General features: G+C 38.1%; 18 protein-coding genes. 12 read left to right on the top strand and 6 right to left on the bottom strand.

Annotation, left to right across the window (positions count from 1 at the left end; all coding sequences use genetic code 11):
• Positions 1 to 112 precede the first annotated feature (112 nt).
• Positions 113 to 1,888 carry a biotin/lipoyl-binding protein gene (locus A3GM_RS0107070; protein ID WP_018362691.1) on the bottom strand — a complete coding sequence of 592 codons (1,776 nt, stop codon included), beginning with the start codon at positions 1,886 to 1,888 and terminating at the stop codon, positions 113 to 115.
• Between the two features lie 301 nt (positions 1,889 to 2,189).
• Between A3GM_RS0107070 and A3GM_RS0107065 the strand changes: the two genes are divergently transcribed.
• The 10 genes from A3GM_RS0107065 (at position 2,190) to mfd (ending at position 13,537) form a co-directional block, all read left to right on the top strand.
• Positions 2,190 to 2,531 (top strand): FtsB family cell division protein, encoded by a 342-nt coding sequence (locus A3GM_RS0107065; RefSeq protein WP_018362690.1) that lies wholly within the window; start codon positions 2,190 to 2,192, stop codon positions 2,529 to 2,531.
• Complete coding sequence (locus tag A3GM_RS0107060) at positions 2,515 to 2,955, top strand: hypothetical protein (RefSeq protein WP_018362689.1); 441 nt, start codon at positions 2,515 to 2,517, stop codon at positions 2,953 to 2,955. Before A3GM_RS0107065 ends, A3GM_RS0107060 begins: the two co-directional genes overlap by 17 nt.
• A gap of 158 nt (positions 2,956 to 3,113) precedes the next feature.
• The gene (locus tag A3GM_RS0107055; protein ID WP_018362688.1) at positions 3,114 to 3,902 is read left to right on the top strand and encodes a DUF4369 domain-containing protein; all 789 of its coding nucleotides are present in this window, start codon (positions 3,114 to 3,116) and stop codon (positions 3,900 to 3,902) included.
• 23 nt (positions 3,903 to 3,925) lie between these two features.
• The gene (locus tag A3GM_RS0107050; RefSeq protein ID WP_018362687.1) at positions 3,926 to 5,266 is read left to right on the top strand and encodes a dihydroorotase; all 1,341 of its coding nucleotides are present in this window, start codon (positions 3,926 to 3,928) and stop codon (positions 5,264 to 5,266) included.
• Positions 5,267 to 5,449: 183 nt separating this feature from the next.
• A complete protein-coding gene (locus tag A3GM_RS0107045) occupies positions 5,450 to 6,568 on the top strand; it encodes a metallophosphoesterase (RefSeq protein ID WP_018362686.1) in 1,119 nt (372 codons plus the stop codon).
• Positions 6,565 to 7,323 carry a lysophospholipid acyltransferase family protein gene (locus A3GM_RS0107040; protein ID WP_018362685.1) on the top strand — a complete coding sequence of 253 codons (759 nt, stop codon included), beginning with the start codon at positions 6,565 to 6,567 and terminating at the stop codon, positions 7,321 to 7,323. The genes A3GM_RS0107045 and A3GM_RS0107040 overlap by 4 nt, the downstream gene beginning before the upstream one ends.
• Positions 7,324 to 7,975: 652 nt before the next feature.
• Complete coding sequence (locus A3GM_RS0107035) at positions 7,976 to 8,524, top strand: glutathione peroxidase (RefSeq protein ID WP_018362684.1); 549 nt, start codon at positions 7,976 to 7,978, stop codon at positions 8,522 to 8,524.
• A gap of 142 nt (positions 8,525 to 8,666) precedes the next feature.
• Positions 8,667 to 9,113 (top strand): MarR family winged helix-turn-helix transcriptional regulator, encoded by a 447-nt coding sequence (locus A3GM_RS0107030; RefSeq protein WP_018362683.1) that lies wholly within the window; start codon positions 8,667 to 8,669, stop codon positions 9,111 to 9,113.
• A gap of 148 nt (positions 9,114 to 9,261) precedes the next feature.
• A complete protein-coding gene (locus tag A3GM_RS0107020) occupies positions 9,262 to 10,011 on the top strand; it encodes a polyprenol monophosphomannose synthase (RefSeq protein ID WP_018362681.1) in 750 nt (249 codons plus the stop codon).
• Between the two features lie 82 nt (positions 10,012 to 10,093).
• The gene (mfd, locus tag A3GM_RS0107015) at positions 10,094 to 13,537 is read left to right on the top strand and encodes a transcription-repair coupling factor (RefSeq protein WP_018362680.1); all 3,444 of its coding nucleotides are present in this window, start codon (positions 10,094 to 10,096) and stop codon (positions 13,535 to 13,537) included.
• A 114-nt stretch (positions 13,538 to 13,651) separates the two neighbouring features.
• Here mfd and A3GM_RS0107010 read toward each other — a convergent pair whose 3' ends face one another.
• The gene (locus tag A3GM_RS0107010) at positions 13,652 to 15,019 is read right to left on the bottom strand and encodes a TrpB-like pyridoxal phosphate-dependent enzyme (protein WP_018362679.1); all 1,368 of its coding nucleotides are present in this window, start codon (positions 15,017 to 15,019) and stop codon (positions 13,652 to 13,654) included.
• Between the two features lie 232 nt (positions 15,020 to 15,251).
• Here A3GM_RS0107010 and A3GM_RS0107005 point away from each other — a divergent pair, with 232 nt between their 5' ends.
• Complete coding sequence (locus tag A3GM_RS0107005; protein ID WP_018362678.1) at positions 15,252 to 16,670, top strand: sodium:solute symporter; 1,419 nt, start codon at positions 15,252 to 15,254, stop codon at positions 16,668 to 16,670.
• Between the two features lie 358 nt (positions 16,671 to 17,028).
• On the opposite strand, the gene trxB is transcribed toward A3GM_RS0107005, so the two are convergent.
• Positions 17,029 to 17,976, bottom strand: a complete 948-nt coding sequence (gene trxB, locus A3GM_RS0107000; protein WP_018362677.1) for a thioredoxin-disulfide reductase — start codon at positions 17,974 to 17,976, stop codon at positions 17,029 to 17,031.
• A 128-nt stretch (positions 17,977 to 18,104) separates the two neighbouring features.
• Positions 18,105 to 18,659, bottom strand: coding sequence for a glutathione peroxidase (locus A3GM_RS0106995; protein ID WP_018362676.1), 555 nt, complete (start codon positions 18,657 to 18,659; stop codon positions 18,105 to 18,107).
• Positions 18,660 to 18,984: 325 nt separating this feature from the next.
• Here A3GM_RS0106995 and A3GM_RS0106990 point away from each other — a divergent pair, with 325 nt between their 5' ends.
• Entirely contained in the window at positions 18,985 to 19,533 is a 549-nt protein-coding gene (locus A3GM_RS0106990) for a hypothetical protein (RefSeq protein ID WP_154648119.1), read from the top strand.
• A gap of 680 nt (positions 19,534 to 20,213) precedes the next feature.
• Here A3GM_RS0106990 and A3GM_RS0106985 read toward each other — a convergent pair.
• Positions 20,214 to 21,110, bottom strand: a complete 897-nt coding sequence (locus A3GM_RS0106985) for a DNA/RNA non-specific endonuclease (RefSeq protein WP_018362674.1) — start codon at positions 21,108 to 21,110, stop codon at positions 20,214 to 20,216.
• 429 nt (positions 21,111 to 21,539) lie between these two features.
• Positions 21,540 to 21,791 (bottom strand): type B 50S ribosomal protein L31, encoded by a 252-nt coding sequence (locus A3GM_RS0106975; RefSeq protein ID WP_009227330.1) that lies wholly within the window; start codon positions 21,789 to 21,791, stop codon positions 21,540 to 21,542.
• Positions 21,792 to 21,879: the final 88 nt, after the last annotated feature.

The following is a 21,879-nucleotide window of genomic DNA, read 5'->3' as shown; positions in this document are numbered from 1 at the left end:
TTCTGCGATGTATTATTATATAATGTATAGAGCAAAAGAAAAGCTCATGGCTTAAAACCATGAGCTTTTTTCGTTGTATATGTTTTCGATTGATCTATCGATTGTTTACATATTAAGCTTCAGGACGCTCGATATAAGCAAGTACATCGCCCTTTCTAATCTTCTTACCTTGCTTTGCAGCGATCTCAACAAGCTTGCCTCCAAGAGCTGCAGGTATTGTTATTAGCTCGCCCCAAGTAGTTAAGATGTAGCAGAATGCATCGCCTTCTTTATATTCTTTACCGATAAATGGTTCTACAGAAGGTGCACATTCGCCCTCACCATTCATCTCCCAGAATACTTGTCCTGCAACAGGTGAAACGATTGCGTCTGCTTTTGCGTGCTTGAACTCTGCAAGTTGAGCAGGAGTTAGCTTGCTACCAAGTTTCGCATCTTTAGCTTTTTGAAGGTCAGCAAGGAAGTTTTTCTTTGCTTGTCCACTCTTATAGTTACGATATTGTTCTGGGTGCATAGCCAATTCGAATAGTTCTTCGTCGTCTTGTCCATAGTCCCAACCATTCTCGTCCATCTCTTTACGGAACTCATCAAGCTTATTTGTAAGCAAAGTACGTGGGTCTACGTCTGTAAATTCACGACCTTGTTTCTTAGCAAGCTCAATAATTACATCGTCAATCTTACCTGGAACCTTACCACTCTTACCGAGAATCATACCCCACATTGAGTCGTCCATCATCACAAAGCGACCCTTTCCTTGCTCAAGTGTTAGCAAGTTCATCAATGCTATGTTCTTAGTATATTGTGAGAAAGGTGTAACAAGTGGTGGATAACCAACTCTTGGCCATACATAAGCAACCTCTTCGAATAGCTTAACAAGCATATCGTCTGTTGATAGAGGTGCTTCTCCCTTCTTAGCTCTTAGGTTGTTGATGGTTTGTTGAATGCCTGCAAGGTCTGACATCATACTTCCCATCATACCACCAGGTAGACCTGACTCTAAAAGAAGAGAGCTCATGAGCATGTTATTGGGGTTAATAAAGTAGCCTAACCATTCATCTATGAACTCTTGAGTTAAGGCACGAGCACGCATATATGCGTTCATATTGATCTCAGGAACATCGAATCCTTCGTGTTTCAACATGCTTTGAACAGAAATAATGTCTGCATGCATCTTACCCCAAGATAGTGGTTCCATTGCACAGTCAATGATATCTGCACCATTGTTACATACTTCTAGGATAGAAGCCATGCACAATCCAGGTCCAGCATGACCGTGATATTCAATGATTATATCAGGATGTTTCTCACGAATAGCTTTAGTTAGTTGACCAAGAAGTGCTGGTTGGCCGATACCTGCCATGTCTTTAAGACAGATTTCCTCTGCTCCTGCTTCGATAAGTTGGTCTGCTATGTTGGTATAGTATTCTAATGTGTGGATAGGAGAAGTGGTAATACACAATGTTCCTTGTGGAGTCATACCAGCTTCAGCTGCCCATTTAATACTAGGAATGATGTTTCTAACGTCGTTTAATCCGTCGAATATACGAGGAATATCAACACCTTGAGCGTGTTTTACTTTGTACATAAGAGCTCGAACGTCATCGGGTACGGTGTACATACGCAATCCATTCAAACCACGGTCAAGCATATGAGTCTTGATTCCTGCCTCATTGAAAGGCTTACAGAATGCTCTTACTGCATCATTAGGATTTTCTCCTGCCAATAAATTAACTTGTTCAAAGGCTCCACCGTTAGTTTCTACACGTGAAAAGCAGCCCATTTCGATGATAACGGGTGCAATTCTCTCTAGCTGATCCTTACGAGGTTGAAACTTTCCAGATGATTGCCACATGTCTCTATAAACGAGACTGAACTGTATTTTCTTCTTCATATCGTTAATCTTTATTGTAAACTGTCTCTTATTAACTTTTTGATTTGCCTGCAAATTTAATCAAAAAATCCCGAAACACTTATGTTGTTCTCATTTTTTTAGTTACTATTGCTTTAGCAAAGCTTATTTATAGTTTTGCACATGTTTATTTCTTTTCTACTTATTTTATTTCGTTTGTTGTGTATAAATGTTAATTAATAGAGCTTTACTGAATAGAATTGAATTTTATTGATTACTTTTGTCTGTGATAAAAGACGTGGTTAAGTAACTCAAAATCATAAGTGAAAATCCATAACTATTGATGAAAAAGAATAATATTGGATTAATTTGGAATGTCATTGTGCACTATAAATATTATATAGTGTTCATACTTGGTGCGCTTGTTGTTTTAGTATTAGACGAGAATAGTGTTTTGCATCAAGTGCAACTTAATTCTCAAATAGAATCACTTAAAGACGAAATCACCAAATATACCGAAGATAATAAAGAAGCAACACGTCGACTTCGTGAGCTAGAACGCAATCCAAAGGCTATTGAAAAGATTGCCAGAGAACATTATTTTATGAAGGCTGACGATGAAGATATCTTCGTTTTGAGTGATGATCAGATAAAAGAAAAGGAACCAAATGAAAAAGTTAAGTAAGCTAGAAGCTATATTATACCTCGTGGGAGGACTACTGATGGTGCTCGGAGCCGCAGGATTTGTCTTCATGTTTCACCAAGAAATTGTTTGTTGGATATTTTTATTAGGAGCTATTTTCTTTACAGCTATCCAAAGCATGCAGACATATCAAGGTCGAAATGTAGTTATTACACGACTTAAAAAGATAATGAATCTAGCAAGCTTGCTATTTGTTTTCTCTGGAATATTAATGGTAGACAATGCTTATCACTTCTTAATGCCTTTGTTTAAAAGCCATTCAGACAACGGACATGTGCTTTATCTCACTTATGTTTACAATAAATGGGTGTTGCTTTTAATCATCGCTTCGATTTTAGAAATATACACAACACATCGTATGGATAGCGAGTTAAGACGTGAAGAGGCTAATAATAAAAATCTATAAAACAAGCATTTAAAGACAGAAATAACTGAAAATTCATTTCTTACATACAAGATATCGTCGTATATTTGTATAATTCAACGATAGAAATATCGACGAAAAATAAACCGAAACAACAAAATAATCATCTTAATAGTATAAAACGAACAAGACACATTCATATGAAAAAGCTCTGGTTTTTACTACTTGCACTTGTCCTTTTGGCTTCATGTGCAAATTCATATAATATCACTGGCTCTTCAAATATCTCCACATTAGATGGTAGAAAGCTATATTTAAAAGTCTTTACAGATAACGATTTCAAGAAAATAGACTCATGCGAGGTTGTTCATGGGGCTTTTTCTTTCTCAGGAAAGTTAGACAGTGTTTGCATGGCAAACCTCTTTATGGACGATGAAAGCTTGCTACCTTTGGTGTTAGAAGAAGGAAATATCGCTGTAACATTCAACACTACAAAGCAAACAGTAGGTGGAACGCCTCTTAACGACAAGTTATTTCAATTCTTTAGTAGATACAATCAGTTAAAAAATCAAGAGGTAGAGCTTGTTAGAAAGCACGACCAAGCCATTATGAATGGTAAAGATATGGAAGAAGTTGTGGTGGCATTGCAAAACACAGCGGCACAACTTGCGCAACAAGAAGACAACCTCGTAACCTCATTTGTAACCAATAACTTCGACAATGTTCTTGGTCCTGGTATCTTCTTTATGGTTACAATCGGACAAGAACATCCTGAATTAACTCCTTGGGTCGAAGATATTATGAGCAAAGCAACCGACCGTTTCAAGAACGATCCTTATGTAAAAGATTATTATCAGAAAGCTCAAGAGAACCAAGAGATTGTGAATGGACTAAAAGACAGCGGTTATATGGGTAGTGCACCCGTTGAAACTGCTACCCCAGCAAGCCCAGTTCCCACACCAAATGAATTGGCAAAACCAGCGCAATAATTTGTTATTTAAATATTTATTCAATGCGAATACTTGTAAAGAATGGATGGATTGTAAATGAAGGTCGAACCTTTAAAGGCTCGATAGTTATTGAAAATGATTATATTCAATCTGTTCTCGAAGACGAGTTAGATAATACTCCCCGTGGAACCTACGATAAAGAAGTAGATGCCACGGGGTGTTTCGTATGCCCAGGTGTAATCGATTCGCATGTACATTTTCGTGAACCAGGTTTAACCAACAAAGCAGATATAGCCTCAGAGACCCGTGCAGCCGCCTTTGGAGGAGTGACTTCGTTCTTCGATATGCCCAACACTTTGCCCCAAACAACAGCCATTGAGGCTTTAGAAGCGAAGTTCGACATTGCAAAAGAAAAGAGTTCAATTAATTATAGCTTTTTCTTTGGAGCAACCAACAACAATGCCGATCTTTTAAAAGAGTTGGATATTCATCGCATTCCAGGTGTAAAGCTCTTTATGGGAGCCTCTACAGGAAATATGTTAGTAGACCAACGCAATGCACTTGAGCGCATCTTTGCAGAGTCGCCCGTGTTGATTATGACACATTGCGAAGACTCTGGCATTATAAGTGCGAATATGAAGAAGGCAAAAGCAGAGCAAGGTGATGACCCAGATATTAGCTCTCACCCCCTCATTCGTTCAGAAGAAGCGTGTTATGCCTCATCTTCTTTAGCTGTAGAGTTGGCCAATCAAACAGGAGCACGCTTGCATGTGGCTCATTTAACCACCGAGAAAGAACTCTCATTGTTTGGAAATAACCCTAAAATAACAGCCGAAGCAGTTATACCTCATTTGTTCTTCTGTGATAAAGACTATGCTTCTTTAAAAGCATTGATCAAATGTAATCCTGCCATTAAGAAGCAATCCGATCGTGATGCTTTGCGTCTTGCTCTAACAAATGGCAAGATCACCACAATAGGAACCGACCATGCACCACACCTTTTAAGTGAAAAACAAGGAGGAAGTGCCTCTGCAATGTCGGGAATGCCAATGGTTCAGTTCTCTCTTTCAGCAATGCTTGAGTTGGTAGACCAAGGCGTTTTAACGATAGAAAGAATGGTAGAGCTGATGTGTCACAATCCTTCTAAACTGTTCGAGATAAACCAACGTGGCTTTATTCGAGAGGGATACAAAGCCGACATCATTCTTGTTCAACAAAATTCGCCCTATACTGTCACCGAAGACATAATACAAAGTAAATGTAAGTGGAGCCCACTTATGGGACATACCTTCAATTGGCAGGTGCAAACCACCATTTGTAACGGACACATATTATATAATAAAGGAAACTTCGACGATAGCTATCGAGGCGAAGAAATACGCTTCCGCTCAGCTCATTCGTAAGGTACTGCAACCTGTTTGCATAACACCTCACTTGTAAGAGCTGTATACATACATAATAAAACCATCATTAACAAGAACATCATTAATACTAAATTTTATAGTGTTGGCTAACAACTAACATTTTATTTATTTATGATTGCACGCATATTAGTTCTATTATTAATTATAATCATAATGCCCACGATGTATTTCGATTGGCGTTATTGGCGTAAAAAGAAAAGCTTCAATTGGCTAAAAAGAGTGTTATTGTGGCTTCCAACCATTGCAATGGTTGTTTATACCATTGTTCTTTCTACCGAAAAAGATTTTATTCCCCACGACACCACCGCCCTCTATTGGTATCTTTTCTTATTGGGTGTGTGGACCATTCCAAAGACCTTGGCAGCTATTTGCTCGTTCTTGGGTTGGCTATGGTGCCGTTTTAGCAAGTCGAAAAGGAATTATGGAAATCTACTTGCATTCTTCTTGTCTATCGCTTGCATCTTCGTTGTGATATACGGCTCTACTTTGGGTGTTAAAAAGTTGGTTGTTGAGCACCAAGATATTTTTTTTAAAGACCTTCCCAAAGCTTTCGATGGCTATAAACTGGTGCACATCAGCGACCTGCATGTGGGCACTTACACTGGCGAACGACAAGCTTTCTTGGCTCAAGTCATCGACTCTGTTAATGCACAAAAAGCCGATCTCATTGCATTTACAGGCGACTTGCAAAATGTTCAACCCTCAGAACTCTACGAACACGAAGACGTTTTGCGTTCACTTAAAGCCAAAGACGGGGTATATTCGGTGTTGGGCAATCACGATTATAGCGAATATATAAAGAAAGATGAGGCCATTAAGCGAGCTTATGAAAAAGAAACAGTGTCGTTAGAAAGACGCTTTGGCTGGAATCTTTTGATGAATGAGCATAGAAGTATACATCGTTTAAACGACTCAATTGTGGTTGTTGGAACCGAAAACGATGGTGTTCCGCCATTCCCACACAAAGCAGATATCAAGAAAGCAATGCAAAATGTAAAAACAAATAGCTTTGTTTTGTTTTTGCAACACGACCCTTCTGCGTGGGACCGAAACATACTTCCCAACTCACATGCACAGCTCACGCTCAGCGGTCACACCCATGGTGGACAAGTGTCGATAGGCTCTTTGCGTCCAACCATGTTGAAATATAAAGAAGATCGTGGTTTATATGAACACGACAAGCGTATGTTATATGTTTCAACAGGAGTGGGGGGAGTTCTTCCTTTCCGCTTTGGTGTGCCTCCAACAATAACAGTTATAACCTTACATACAGCAAGATGACACTCTTATATCGCATTTATCAGCTTTTTATAGCACTGCCTCTCATTGCTATTGCCACGTTGTTAACAGCCCTAACAACCACCATTGGTTGCACAATAGGTAACGGAAACTTTTGGGGTTACTATCCTGGAATGATATGGGGACGTGTGGTTCTCGCCCTACTTCTTTTGCCTGTTAAGGTCGAAGGACGTGAGCATTTAAAGAAGGGACAATCTTATGTTTTTGTGAGTAACCATCAAGGTGCTTTCGACATCTTTTTAATTTACGGATTTTTAGGTCGTAATTTCAAATGGATGATGAAACACCAATTGCGCAAAATGCCCTTTGTGGGTCGTGCTTGCGCAGCTGCTCATCATATTTTTGTAGATAAACGCACCCCAAAGAAGGTGAAAGAAACCATCGATCATGCACGTTCGGTGTTGCAACAAGGAATGTCTTTAATGATATTTCCAGAGGGAGCACGCTCGTTTACTGGCCATATGGGGGTGTTTAAACGTGGCTCTTTCAATCTTGCCGATGAGCTTCAACTACCCATTGTGCCTATAACCATCAACGGATCGTTCGATGTTATGCCTCGAACTCGTGATATGCGTTGGGTAAATTGGCACCCTTTAAAACTCACCATTCATCAACCTATCGAGCCAAAAGGGCAGGGGGCAGAAAATATTAAAGCCCTACTCGAGGAGAGTTATCAAGTGGTGATGAGCGGGTTGGTGAAAGAATATCAAGGATTTGTTGCAAATCCCGACCAATAAACCGCAAAGATAACTATTGAATAGTATATTTTTTAGATAAGACAAATCTTATGATAGTGGTGTAATTGCAGAACCAATGCAGTTGCACCACTTTTCTTTTTATGGCTTCTTTTCTATTCTTTTCGGTGCAATGATGAAGCTTTTCTGTGTGTCATTATTACTCTTGAAGAATAAAAGCAATCACTTTTCATCCTAAAAACATTGACATTGCATCACAAAAGCAATGTGTTTGCAATGTAAAAGCATTCCTTTTAAATACCTCTTTCTATCTCATTGAAAATCAATAACTCAACTCCTTTTTCTATAGTATGGCATAAGTGTTTCTAAATTTCTTTTTATCTGCAGTACAATATCGCCTTTATTTTCTTTTTATCTTATTCTATATATGTAGAAAGGGCTGCACTTTAAGAAGTTGATTTCTTAGAAAGTGGATTATGTCGAGCACGATACAAGTTAACAAAGGTAAAGTTATTAAGTATCGTGGGCGATATAGTTGAAAAGAAGTTAAAGTATGGTTATGTCGTTTGCGATATTAAAATTAAAATTATATCTTTGCATTGTCACTTAGAAAAACATCTATTTCGACACAGATAAAATTTTAAGAATAGTATAATAATAAACATTTCAATAACAATTAAAACGGAAAAAGATGATGGAAACAGTTTATAACTTTAGTTTAACAGACAAAAAAGGTAACGAAGTAAGCCTAGAACAATATAAAGGTAAGGTACTTTTAATTGTAAACACTGCAACAGGTTGTGGCTTTACTCCACAATATGAGCAACTAGAAGAGGCTTATAGTAGATTGAAAGACAAAGGACTTGAGGTGTTAGATGTGCCTTGTGACCAGTTTGGACATCAAGCTCCAGGTTCTGATAGCGAGATAACAGAGTTCTGTACAATGAAGTTTGGCACAACATTCCCACAATTCAAGAAATCTGAAGTGAATGGTGCTAACGAGCTTCCTCTATACACTTGGCTTAAAAAAGAAAAGGGATATGCTGGCAATGCCTATGAAGAAAAGCTTGCAGCAATTATGGAACAACTCTATAATGAATGTAATTCAACCCCAAGAAGCAAAGATGATATTCAATGGAACTTCACTAAGTTCGTTGTAAATCGTGAGGGAAAAGTAGTTGCACGCTTTGAACCTACAGAAGATTTTGCTAAAGTAGAAGAGTGCATCAAGGGTCTTTTATAAGGCAATTGATTGTAGTTAGAACAAGTAAAACGTAATAAATCGGGGTTGAACATACAAAAGTAAGATGTAAGTAGGCAGAGATTTTCACGGCTTTACAATCGAAATGCAAACAGAAAATCTTTGTATTAAAATCAATTTTATCATGACGTATGATCAACTAAAATTAGAAAGACAATTGTGTTTTCGTCTTTATACGGCCAGTAGGCTCACAACTCAAACCTACGAACCATTCTTAAAGCAACTCGGTATCACTTATACTCAATATTTAGTGCTATTGGTTCTATGGGAAAAAGACGATCAACCCATTAACGATATCGGCAAAACTCTGCTCTTAGGAATCAACACCATTTCGCCACTTATAAAGCGAATGGAGGCTCAAGACCTTGTTGCTCGACACAATAGCGATAAGGATAAACGCCAACAGCTGGTTTATTTAACCCCAAAGGGTAAAGAAATGAAAGAAAAAGCAGCCAAAATTCCAGGGTATATGCTCGATGCAATGAACGAAAATAATGTCGATGCAGAAGCACTTTCGAAGCTTATTCCTGTGTTAGACGATTATATTCAGAAATTGAAAGAAACAGAGTGATGTTTTAGATTATTAATAATTATAATTGAAAGAGGATATGTTTATGAACAACATATTCTCTTTTTTCTTGTTACAAGTACGTAAAAAAGAACTTAAAGATGGTGGTTCTCAATAAAAAACGCTAACTTTGCATAATATAGTTATGTGTATGAATCAAAGCGACAGCATTGTAATCATTCCCACTTATAATGAAAAGGAGAATGTAGAAAACATCATTCGAGCAGTATTTGCATTGGAAAAATGTTTTCATATATTGATAATTGACGATGGAAGTCCCGACGGAACCGCATCAATTGTTCAACGTTTGCAAGCCGAAGAGTTTGCAGATCGACTCTTTTTGATAGAACGTCAAGGTAAATTAGGATTAGGAACAGCCTACATAACAGGCTTTAAATGGGCATTAGAAAACAACTACGACTATGTATTTGAAATGGATGCCGATTTTAGTCACGCTCCTTCCGATCTTCCACGACTATACAATGCATGCGCACAAGAAGGCTATGATGTAGCAATTGGCTCACGATATGTAAGTGGAGTGAACGTTGTGAACTGGCCAATAGGACGAGTGTTGATGAGCTATTTCGCATCGAAATATGTTCGTTTCATCACTGGTTTTAAGGTACACGACACTACTGCGGGCTTTAAATGCTATCGAAGAAAGGTGTTAGAAACTATTCCTTTAGACCAAGTAAGATTTAAAGGCTATGGATTTCAAATCGAAATGAAATATACAGCCTATAAAATTGGATTCAAAATAAAAGAAGTTCCTGTTGTATTTGTGAATCGACAAGAAGGTGTTAGCAAAATGAGCGGAGGCATATTTGGTGAAGCTTTCTTTGGAGTGATGCGCCTTCGATGGGACGGTTGGTTTAGAAAATATCCCAAGATAAGCCATTAATAGCAATAATAAGCATGAATCGACAAACTCGATTCATGCCCTTTTCTTTTATAAACATTATTGTTTTAAATAGTAGTATTTAATGAAACTTAGCGACATAGCTACACTATATGGGGCTTTGCCACAAGCTATTGCCCTACGTAAGACACTCAGTGATAACGCAACAAACACCATTTGGCTAAAAAACATCAAAGCATCTGCAGTTCCATTGCTATTTGCTTCGGTTGCGCCAAAAGCACAACAAGTATTTGTTTTTATTCTTTCTGATGCCGACGAAGCAGGCTATTTCTATAACGATTTAGCGCAAATAATGGGTAAAGAGCAAGTAATGTTCTTTCCATCATCATACAGAAGGGCTGTGAAATATGGTCAACACGATCCCGCAAGTGAGATTTTGCGAACCGAAGTACTTGCAACTCTATCGGCAAAAGAAAGCTCTGACACCCTCAATAAGCAGGCTTTGTTTATCGTTAGCTATCCCGAAGCCATTGCAGAGATGGTGGTTTCGAAGCAATTGATAAGCGATAAGGTGGTGAAAGTGGCTGTTTCGCAGGTAATAGACCTTGTAGAACTGCGTAAAAGGCTATTAGAATTGGGCTTTAACGAATGTGATTACGTTTATGAACCAGGTCAATTTGCTATAAGAGGCAGTCTTTTAGACATCTATTCGTTTTCTCATGAATATCCTTATCGTGTCGATTTCTTTGGCGATGAGGTAGATTCTATCCGCACATTCGATATCGAAAGTCAGCTATCTCGTGATAAAAAGGAAAGTATTGAGATATTACCTGAATTGTCAACAGAGACTAATGAGCGAGTACCTTTATTGCGTTTCTTGCCCCAAGGGGCTATTGTGGCAATGAAAGACCAATCGTTTGTGCATCAAACAATAGATAATATCTATCGTGAAGGTTTTACTTCTGCCGCTATAACAGAGCGTCTTTCGGGCGCAACAGAGCAAGAACAAGCTGAAATACAGCGTGAATTGTGTCGTGAAAACATATTATGTAGTGCTTCGATGTTTGTTGATGATATTTCGAAAGTAAAGCGAATTGAGTTTGGTTCGTCTCCTGTTGCTATCCCAAATGCCACTATCGAGTTCAATATAACACCTCAACCGCTCTTTCATAAGAACTTCGAATTGTTGAAAAAGACCTTCGAAGACTTTCTATTAAAAGGCTATAAGCTCTATATCTTTGCTGATAGTGCCAAGCAACAGCAGCGTTTATATGATATATTGAATAGCGAAGTAAATGAGAAAAACGAAACGGTTAAGGTGTCAGAGATAAAGAAATTAGACTTTATCTCAGTGGATAAGACTATTCATGAGGGCTTTATTGATAATGATTTAGGGGTTTGTTTCTTTACAGATCATCAGATATTCGATCGTTTCCACAAGTATAATTTGAAGTCAGATAGCGCCCGTTCAGGTAAAATGGCATTGACTTTAAAGGAATTACAGGAGATGGAACCAGGTGATTTCATTGTTCATGTGGACTTTGGAATAGGTAAATTTGGTGGATTAGTGCGTGTTCCAAGTGGCGAAAGCTATCAAGAAATGATTCGAATCATTTACAATAACAATGATAAAGTAGATATTTCGATTCATTCTCTCTATAAAATCAGCAAGTATAAACGTGGAGATACAGAGCAACCACCACGCCTTTCTACCTTAGGAACAGGTGCTTGGGAACGTATTAAAGAGCGAACTAAGAAGCGAATAAAAGACATTGCTCGTGATTTGATTAAGCTTTATGCCAAGAGAAGACATGAAAAAGGCTTTGCTTTTAGCGTCGATTCGTTCCTACAACATGAGCTTGAAGCCAGCTTTTTATATGAAGATACACCCGATCAGCTAAGGGCTACTCAAGAAGTTAAAGCCGATATGGAGAGCGGAAGACCCATGGATCGACTCGTTTGCGGTGATGTTGGGTTCGGAAAGACCGAAGTTGCCATTCGAGCAGCATTCAAAGCGGCTTGCGACAACAAACAAGTTGCGGTGCTAGTGCCTACAACTGTGTTGGCATATCAGCACTTTCAAAGCTTTAGTTCACGCTTAAAAGGCTTGCCAGTAAAGGTAGATTATCTTTCAAGAGCACGCACAGCAAAGCAAACAAAGCAAGTTCTTGCCGACCTAGAGAAGGGCGATTTAAACATACTTATAGGCACTCATAAACTCATTAGCAAAACAGTTAAGTGGCATGACTTAGGTCTTTTGATTATAGATGAAGAGCAAAAGTTTGGCGTTTCGGTGAAAGAAAAGCTTAGAACCATTAAAACTAACGTCGATACACTCACGATGTCGGCCACACCTATACCACGAACACTTCAGTTTTCGTTAATGGGAGCAAGAGACATGAGTATCATTCGCACTCCACCTCCTAACCGTTATCCTATTCATACGGAGCTTTCTGAGTTCTCGTCAGATGTTATTCGAGATGCAATAAACTTCGAAATGAGTCGTAATGGACAAGTATATTTCGTGAACGACCGCATAAGTAACTTGCAAGAGCTATCGAATCTCATCTTAAAATATATCCCCGATTGTCGTGTTGCGATAGGGCATGGACGCATGCAGCCTGAAGAATTAGAGCAAATCATTATGGGCTTTATGAATCATGATTATGATGTTTTGCTCTCAACAACCATCATTGAGAGTGGAATAGATATCTCTAATGCCAACACTATCATCATAAATGATGCGCATCGCTTCGGTTTATCCGACCTACATCAAATGCGTGGACGTGTAGGAAGAAGTAATCGAAAGGCCTTTTGTTATCTTCTTGCGCCCCCAAAGAGCCTACTTAAGCAAGATGCAAGACGCAGGTTAGAGGCTTTAGAGACCTTTTCTGAATTGGGAAGTGGCTTTAGTTTGTCGATGCAAGACTTGGATATACGAGGTGCGGGCAATCTTCTTGGCTCTGAACAAAGCGGTTTTATAGAAGATTTGGGTTACGAAACCTATCAAAAAATATTGACTCAGGCTGTTACAGAGCTAAAGAATGATGAGTTCTTCGATTTATATCAGGAGCAAATCGATGCAGGAGAAGCCATTAAAGCGAGTGACTTTGTGGAAGATTGTGCGGTGGATTCTGACCTAGAAATGTACTTCCCAGATAGCTATGTGCCTGGAAGTAGCGAGCGAATGTTGCTTTATCGAGAATTAGATAATATCGAGTCGGACGACGCTTTACATGCCTATAAACAGCGATTATTAGACCGTTTTGGTGAAATTCCACATCAAGCAGAAGAATTGATGAATGTTGTTGCCTTGCGAAGACTAGGAAAGAACATGGGAATTGAAAAGATCATACTTCGTCAAGGACGCATGAATTTGCAGCTAGTGGGCAACACTAACAGTGCATATTATAAGAGTGAGGCATTCGGAAGGCTTATTAATTACGTGGGAAACAACCCTCGAAGCTGCAATATAAAGGAGCATAAAGGACTTAGAATGGTTACTATTGCAGATGTTCCAACAGTGAATAAGGCGGTAGAGGTGCTACAATCGATAGAAAAGAGCTAAGTCATTCTGTTGTTAGCCCATATATATTAAGGTGTAAAAGAAAAATAGTGTTAGACAATTGGATTGCCCAATGTGTCTAACACTATTGCTTTTTATGTGATAAAAGAAGAGTTATTAAAACTCAACTTTAGGTACATCTTTCAATGAATTACTGATTTCTTCGTCCGAGATGCTATAGTTTTGCAAGTCACCATTTAGATAACTTTCGTATGCAGTCATATCGATTAGACCATGACCAGATAGGTTAAATAATAGAACTTTAGCCTCTCCGCATTCTTTGCACTTAATAGCTTCACGAATAGTAGCGGCAATTGCATGCCCACTTTCAGGCGCAGGAATGATTCCTTCGGTACGTGCAAAGAGCATACTTGCATCGAAAGACTCTAACTGTGGAATGTCTTCTCCTCGCATCAATCCATCTTTTATAAGCTGAGAAACAAGCGTTCCTGCTCCATGATAGCGCAAACCGCCAGCGTGAATGTTTGCAGGTTTGAAGTCATGCCCTAGAGTATACATTGGAAGAAGAGGCGTATAGCCAGCTTCATCGCCAAAATCGTATTCAAACTTACCACGAGTTAGTTTTGGACAGCTCTCTGGTTCAGCCGCAATAAACTCAGTTTTCTTGCCAGAAAGAAGGGTATGGCGCATAAATGGGAATGCAAGTCCACCAAAGTTACTACCTCCTCCGAAGCAAGCAATAATTTTATCAGGATATTCTCCCGCCATTTCCATCTGCTTTTCAGCCTCTAATCCGATAATAGTTTGATGTAGAGTGACATGGTTAAGCACCGAACCTAAAGTGTATTTACAATTTGGTGTGGTGGTAGCAAGCTCAATAGCTTCTGATATTGCCGTACCTAATGTGCCGGGATGGCGTGGATCTCGGGTGATAATATCTTTACCTGCACGAGTCGACATTGATGGAGAACCAGTTACTTCAGCCCCGAAAGTGCGCATAATACTACTGCGATAGGGCTTTTGTTGCATACTAACTTTCACCTGATACACTGCTGCCGACAATCCAAAAAGGCTTGCTGCATAGCTTAAAGCAGCACCCCATTGACCCGCTCCTGTTTCAGTTGTAACGTTAGTTGTGCCCTCTTGCTTGCAATAATAGCATTGTGGAATAGCCGAATTCACCTTATGAGAACCCAAAGGGTTTACACTTTCATTCTTAAAGTATATATGTGCAGGTGTATCTAAGGCTTTTTCCAATGCATAAGCACGCACAAGAGGTGTAGATCTGTAGAATTTATATTTATCGAGCACTTCTTCTGGAATATCAATCCAGCTATTTGTGAAATCAAGTTCTTGTTTACTACATTCTAAAGAGAATATATGTGCCAAATCTTCAACACCCATTGGCTCTTTAGTTTGTGGATTAAGCAGGGGAAGAGGCTTCGTCTTTAAATCGGCTTGAATGTTATACCATTGTGTAGGAAGCTCTTTTTCAGATAGATAGAACCTTTTTTGTTTGCTCATACTACATCTTTTTAAATTGTGAATACTTACAAATAGGAATTTTAAAAGCAAAGATTTTAAATATATTTGTTATCCTTTTCCTTTGTTGTTTTGAGTTGAAAATATTGTATTTGCCATTATCCTATTATTGCAAAGTTAGCGAAAAAAACTAGTTTTTTGCATATTTCAACGCATAAATATTCGATCTTTTGTATTTATAAACAAATAGAATGCCTTACCTTTGTATGCAAGTATGGCTATATTATTAACTCTTTTTGTTTATTTTACCGTGCTCTTGCTCATCAGTAAACTAACTACACGCAAGGCAACTAATGGTGTTTTTTTTAAGGCGAATAACACTTCTCCTTGGTATATGGTGGCTTTTGGAATGATTGGAGCCTCGATTTCGGGGGTTACTTTCGTTTCAGTTCCAGGAATGGTGAATAAGATTTCGATGACTTATTTGCAGACTTGCATGGGTTTTATCGTGGGATATGTGTTGGTTTCTTTCGTGCTTTTGCCCGTATACTATCGCTTAAATCTCACCACCATCTATTCTTTTTTAGAGCAAAGGTTCGGTGTTTATGCCTATAAAACGGGTGCAATATTCTTTTTATTGGCAAAAATGATAGGCTCTGCCATACGCTTTTATGTTGTTTGCATCATTCTTCAGCAGTTTGTTCTCAATGCTTTGGGAATACCATTCTATGTAACTGTGCTCGTAATGGTGCTATTAATATGGCTTTATACTTATCGAGGAGGAATTAAAACCCTTGTATTTACAGATGTCTTTCAGACTTTCTGCATGCTAACGGCTTTAATATTAATTATTTATGGCGTTGTAGATGCTTTGGGAATGAGTATGTCTGAGGCAATAACAACGGTATGGAGCGACCCAAGAAGTAAGATATTTGAATGGAATGACGCATCGTCTACTCAATATTTTTGGAAACAATTCTTTAGTGGAGCATTCATTGTGGTGGTGATGACGGGCTTAGATCAAGATATGATGCAGAAGAATTTGACCTGTAAATCGTTGAAAGAGGCTCAGAAAGATATGTGTACTTATGGATTAGCATTCCTTCCTACCAACTTTTTATTCTTGTTTTTGGGAGTTCTTTTGTCGCTTCTTGCCACCCAACAAGGCATTGCTTTGCCAAAAGCAGGAGACGAATTGTTACCTATGTTTGCAGCAACAGGCAACCTGGGTCAGCTGGTATTGGTTCTGTTTTCTATCGGAATTATTGCTGCTTCGTTCTCAAGTGCCGACTCTGCGCTTACTGCTCTCACCACAACTATGTGTATAGACGTGTGCAATAAGCCCGAAAACGAATCGTTTAGAAAGCGTGTTCACATCGCTATGGCTGTTGTTTTTGCTCTGTTTATCTTGATTTTTAAGGCGTTAAACAACACAAGTGCCATCGATGCTATCTATATAATGTGTGCTTACACCTATGGTCCTTTGTTGGGATTGTTTGCCTTTGGACTCTTTACTCGCCACAAACTGCACGATCGTTTTGTGCCTTATGTTGCCATTTTGGCACCTTGTTTATGTTGGACTTTGAGCTATGTGTCTGAAAATTGGTGGGGATATAAGTTTGGATACGAGTTGTTATTGATGAATGGAGCCTTGTCGTTTCTTGGTTTCTACATGCTCAAACGCTCAAAATAATGTCGTAAAATCAACTCAAACTCGCTCTTCTTGTTTCCTTTTCAGGTGAGAAAATGGGATCGAAGTGTTGATTTTATCTTGTAAGTGAATTCATTTTATTAGACAAAATCTCTTTGAATTGTATTTTTATACATTCTGCTCCTTTTGTAAAAACATTGCTTTTAGTTGGTAATAGCTATTCTTTTTCATTCTAATAGCATCGCTTTTGCATTGTAAAAGTATTGATATTATACCTCAAGTTACAAACTATCTTCTTGCAAAGGCAATGAAGGTGAAAGCGAAAGACATAAAAAAGCACTCTAACGATGCATAAAACATCATTAGAGTGCCTTCTTCTTATATTCAGAAAATGTCTTTCTTACTTATTGATTGTAGTTAAATAGCGTTCTGCTTCCATTGCTGCTTTACAGCCAGAGCCTGCTGCTACAACTGCTTGACGATAGGTGTTGTCGGCAACATCGCCTGCTGCAAACACGCCTTCTACGTTTGTTTTAGGTGTGTTTCCTTGTGTTTTGATGAATCCTTGCTCGTCGGTTTCGATAGCATGGCTAAACACTTTAGAGTTAGGATTGTGTCCAATAGCCAAGAAGAAACCATCAATTGGAAGGTCATAATGTGTTTCATCGGCCTCACCAAGGCGTTTTACGAGGTGAACTCCTTCAACTCCATCTTCTCCATAGAGTCCTTCTGCATTGTGTTCGAATAGCACTTCGATCTTTTCGTTTTGCATAACACGTTGACGCATCACGTCAGATGCACGCAAATAGTCTTTACGAACGATCATATAAACCTTGCTTGCAAGTCCTGAAAGGTAGATAGCTTCTTCGCAAGCAGTGTCTCCACCGCCTACAACTGCAACTACTTTTTTGCGATAGAAGAATCCATCACAAGTGGCACAAGCACTCACTCCACGGCCATTATATTTGGTTTCGTCTGGCAATCCCAAATATTTTGCACTTGCACCAGTGGCAATAATCACTGTTTCTGCTTCTATTTCATCACCTCTATCGGTTGTAAGTATGTATGGTTTTTGTGTGAAATCGACCTTAGTTATTTCGCCATCACGAATGTCTGCGCCAAATCTTTCAGCCTGCTTGCGTAGGTCTTGCATCATAAGATTGCCGTCGACACCTTCAGGATAGCCTGGAAAGTTCTCTATATCTGTTGTTTGTGTTAACTGACCTCCAGGCTGAATGCCACAGAATTCGATTGGATTAAGGTTGGCTCTACCTGCATAAATGGCTGCAGTATAGCCCGCTGGACCACTTCCGATGATAGCGCAACGAGTGTATTCTCTTGTTGACATAATATTGTTTGTTTTGATTGTGTTATATAATAAGGTAGAACTAATGCCCTTTAAAATCACTAAATGATTGGCGGACAGCTTGTTCTTGCTTTTCTGTTGTTACGTTGTTTGACTGTAAACGCTTGTTGTTATTCTGCTAAAAGCTTTTCAATTTCTTCTGCAATAACAGCACAACTTGTTGTTGGTTCAAAGCGTTTAACAACTTCTCCTTGTTTGTTTATAAGGAATTTAGTGAAATTCCATTTGATATCTGATTTGCTCTTATAGTCTGGATCGGCCTCAGAAAGCATCTTTTCTAATATCGGTGTAAGCTCATGTTGCTCGTCCCAACCAGCAAAACCCTTTTCTTCTTTAAGGAACTTGTATAATGGCTCAGCGTCATCTCCGTTTACTTTGATCTTTTTGAAACGTGGAAAATCGGTACCAAAGTTTAGCTTACAGAACTCATGAATTGCCTCATCGGTTCCTGGAGCCTGTCCTCCAAACTGGTTACAAGGGAAATCTAATACTACAAAACCTTCTTTTCTGTATTTCTTATATAGTTCTTCTAGCTCTGTATATTGTGGAGTAAAACCACATTCTGTTGCTGTATTAACGATAAGAAGAACTTCGTTTTTATATTCTTTCAATGAAACTTCTACCCCTTTACGATCTTTTACGCTGTAGTTATATACTGTCTTCATACTTTCTTTTATTATATATGATTTAATTTTACTTATTAATTATAGTGCAAAGATAATGCCAAATCAGCTAAAAAGCACTGCTTTTACACGTTTTTCTACTTTAAAAAAGAATAAAGCAATACCCTTGTGTTCTGTGGGTTCCTATCAAGAATAGGGAAAAACCTATCGAAGTGTAGGGAATTTACATTTGGAAGTGACTTGGAATGCTGTAATTTTGCAATCGTAAAGTTATGAGAACAATTATCTGTTCGTTAGCAATAGCAATGAAAAAGATATGTTTCTTGTATCGAAGAAAATGAATAGTAACAAAACATAGTTAAGGTTTATGAAAAGGGTCAATGGTTTTCTAGTCTCATTTATGATGACTATTGCGGCGATAGGGTTTACTTCGTGCGACAATGATTATTATGATGGCTACTACGATGGTAACTACTATGGTGATCATAATCGTAATAACTCTGCAAATTTGCCTACAGCTGTACAAATGTCGAATGTATTACGAGGTACATGGCGTGGTCAAACCAAGGTGAAATATAAAGAAAATGGCCAAACGTTGACCGATATGTTGAACACAGAAATAACATTCAGACAAGCGAAGTCGAATGCAACTTACGGAGAAGGAACACAGATTGATTATCAAAATAACAGCGTAGTATCGTCAAGAAGCTTTACTTGGAATATAGATTATGCTACTCTTGACATTGTGATAAGCTATAAGAAGGAAAATGGAAATGTATTTACGATGAGAATCGATTATGATGATTTACAATTAAATGACCGCACTTTTTCGGGAGAAATGGAAGGTTATAATGAAACAGATGATTTCGATTATAGGAGATACGGATATAGTAGAACGATTAAAATGATAAAGTAAAAAGTTAGTTTTAGTGAAAAGAGCGTCAGGATAATAAAGCTCTTATTATAATGTATGTAAATGGTGTAGGCGCAGAAAACTCTCTCTTCTGTGCCTATTTCTTTTGTATATATTTGAAAGGGTTCTGGCTTTTAAATGTAAGAACTTTAAATTGAAGTGGCTATATGCTTTTTTATATGAACTGTTTTGTGCTCTTTTCTAAATCAGAAGGGGCTTTTTTATTTATTCTCTTTGCTTGTTGGGATAGAGGGAGAGTGTTCTTTCGTTGAAAGAGGGTGAAAAAGAAGGTGGTATAAGAATGTTTTGGGCTTTATTTCTGCTGACTCTTGAGTTAGGCGAAGGATATTCTTTTATTGACGAAGGATAGAAAAGAAGGTGGAATAAGAATGTTTATCGTTTTTATTCTCTTTGTTTATAGAAGTTGAATAGAGTATTCTTTTGCAGAAAAAGAGTAGGGAGGAAGGTTGAAAAGGAATGCTTTTCACTTTATCATCTTTGATTATTGAGGGTGAAGAAGGTTTTTATTTCTCTAAAAAAGGATAGAAGGGAGAGCGGAATAGGAGTGCTTTTTCATTGAAGAAAGATAGAAAAGGAAGACGAAAAGCTGCCTCTTTTGAGTAGAGATAATAAAAAAACTGCTGTAAATGCATGGAGCAAAAACAGCAGTCTTTGTGTTGTTATTATTTTAGATCCCACAAATTGTTGTTTACAGGCACAGCTTCAACTGTGCGTTCTATGTTGTCTGGCAGATTACAAAAGAAGTCTATGCCAGTCTTTTCTTCTAATTCTTTAATCGAAACAGCATATTTTGCCAATTTATTATCCTTGTTATTCTCGTGCTTAACCCAGAATCCTACGGCATTGTATACGCCATTTTTCACTCTAAGGATAGCCATAAAGAAGTAGCTTGGCACAACCATTCCCTTGCCTGTTGTGGTATATTGTGCACTATTATCGATGGTTCCACCCTTACAAACATAAAGAGTGTCGGCAAAATTATAATTATTTTTGGTAGCCCAGTTGCGTACTTTGTTTTCCATTTCGAGCCAAACCCCTGCATTGAAATCATGCTTTTGAGGTTGCATATTGGTCATATAGAAGGTTTGATATTGTGCCTCTTTGTTGTTAAGTCTATCTGCAGAAGGGCAAATATGGCCGTGATCGTATCCTGAACCTCTATAAGGATCGGGCGTAATAGTGAACTGCGAGGGTAGAGAAGGATCGTAAGGGTATTGATATCTGTAGTCACTTGTGTAATAACGATTGGTGTTTTTCGTTAAATTAGAACGATACATCTGATAGCAACTCCATCTTTGCGACTTCTTATTGGTATCCCATTCTACGCAATAATTTACCTCTCCGTTGGTCGTTTTGTAGATAAGTACCTTGTTGTTGGCAGTGTTTTTTATCTTAGGAAACTCTAAACGAGCATAATCTTTCGATATAGTTGTAGGGTTACTGTTGCTTTCTCCTTGAGTATTTTTGCTCGAGTTGTCTACAACATCGTCCTTACTACATGAGTGCAAAGCACCTAAAAGAAGCAGAATTGCACCTGTTTTAAATAATATTTTTTTCATTTTGTATTAATGTTTTCTGTGTATCTAAATCCTGTTCAATCTCTTTTAATAACGAATGTCTCTCGTTTTTATTACTTTTTCGATTGCAATGAGCGCAATTTTTTATGTTTGCTTGTCGCAATCTCATTGCTCTTGCAATGTAATATCAATGCTTTTAGGGCGCAATAGCATTACTTTTATCTCACAATATTAATGCTTTTTGTTCTTGCTTTGATGCTTATTTTTTTCAAAGCAACATTGCTCGTAAGTATAAAAAAATAGTATTGAAGTTTGAAAACCTTTATCGAAAAGGGCTTATTGGTGTTTCCTGGTTACCTAAAACCGCTCTAATCGTGGTTTTATTTCAAAAAAAATAGCATGGAATAGTGTATATGCAACTACACTATATCCATGCTAAAATGTCGTTAAATATATTCTGTAAAAGATATATTATTTGTTAATCTTACCGTAACGGTTCATGAATCTATCAACACGACCAGCTGTATCGACAAGCTTGCTCTTTCCTGTATAGAAAGGATGTGATGTACTTGAGATTTCAATCTTAACCACTGGATAAGTCTCACCTTCAAATTCTACAGTCTCATTTGCTTTACATGTAGACTTTGTAAGGAACATATCGCCGTTGGACATATCTTTAAATACGACGGGACGATAGTTGTCTGGATGAATACCTTTTTTCATTTTACTTTATTGTTATTTATAAATTATACTCTGTAATGAGTGTGCAAATTTACTAATCTTTTTGCAATTGGCCAAATAAAATGCACTT

Source organism: Hoylesella nanceiensis DSM 19126 = JCM 15639 (assembly GCF_000379965.1).
Taxonomy (GTDB): Bacteria; Bacteroidota; Bacteroidia; order Bacteroidales; family Bacteroidaceae; genus Prevotella; species Prevotella nanceiensis.
The sequence above is the reverse complement of the archived record's forward strand: the minus strand, read 5'-3'. Positions and strand labels throughout refer to the sequence as shown.

Coding starts and splice junctions, on each gene's coding strand:
- A3GM_RS0107055 (WP_018362688.1), top strand. CDS start 3,114: ATGAAAAAGCTCTGGTTTTTACTACTTGCACTTGTCCTTTTGGCTTCA.
- A3GM_RS0107060 (WP_018362689.1), top strand. CDS start 2,515: ATGAAAAAGTTAAGTAAGCTAGAAGCTATATTATACCTCGTGGGAGGA.
- A3GM_RS0107030 (WP_018362683.1), top strand. CDS start 8,667: ATGACGTATGATCAACTAAAATTAGAAAGACAATTGTGTTTTCGTCTT.
- A3GM_RS0106995 (WP_018362676.1), bottom strand. CDS start 18,659: ATGAAGACAGTATATAACTACAGCGTAAAAGATCGTAAAGGGGTAGAA.
- A3GM_RS0107050 (WP_018362687.1), top strand. CDS start 3,926: ATGCGAATACTTGTAAAGAATGGATGGATTGTAAATGAAGGTCGAACC.
- A3GM_RS0107045 (WP_018362686.1), top strand. CDS start 5,450: ATGTATTTCGATTGGCGTTATTGGCGTAAAAAGAAAAGCTTCAATTGG.
- A3GM_RS0107010 (WP_018362679.1), bottom strand. CDS start 15,019: ATGAGCAAACAAAAAAGGTTCTATCTATCTGAAAAAGAGCTTCCTACA.
- A3GM_RS0106975 (WP_009227330.1), bottom strand. CDS start 21,791: ATGAAAAAAGGTATTCATCCAGACAACTATCGTCCCGTCGTATTTAAA.
- A3GM_RS0107065 (WP_018362690.1), top strand. CDS start 2,190: ATGAAAAAGAATAATATTGGATTAATTTGGAATGTCATTGTGCACTAT.
- trxB (WP_018362677.1), bottom strand. CDS start 17,976: ATGTCAACAAGAGAATACACTCGTTGCGCTATCATCGGAAGTGGTCCA.
- A3GM_RS0107035 (WP_018362684.1), top strand. CDS start 7,976: ATGGAAACAGTTTATAACTTTAGTTTAACAGACAAAAAAGGTAACGAA.
- A3GM_RS0107070 (WP_018362691.1), bottom strand. CDS start 1,888: ATGAAGAAGAAAATACAGTTCAGTCTCGTTTATAGAGACATGTGGCAA.
- A3GM_RS0107020 (WP_018362681.1), top strand. CDS start 9,262: ATGAATCAAAGCGACAGCATTGTAATCATTCCCACTTATAATGAAAAG.
- A3GM_RS0107005 (WP_018362678.1), top strand. CDS start 15,252: ATGGCTATATTATTAACTCTTTTTGTTTATTTTACCGTGCTCTTGCTC.
- A3GM_RS0106990 (WP_154648119.1), top strand. CDS start 18,985: ATGAAAAGGGTCAATGGTTTTCTAGTCTCATTTATGATGACTATTGCG.
- A3GM_RS0106985 (WP_018362674.1), bottom strand. CDS start 21,110: ATGAAAAAAATATTATTTAAAACAGGTGCAATTCTGCTTCTTTTAGGT.
- A3GM_RS0107040 (WP_018362685.1), top strand. CDS start 6,565: ATGACACTCTTATATCGCATTTATCAGCTTTTTATAGCACTGCCTCTC.
- mfd (WP_018362680.1), top strand. CDS start 10,094: ATGAAACTTAGCGACATAGCTACACTATATGGGGCTTTGCCACAAGCT.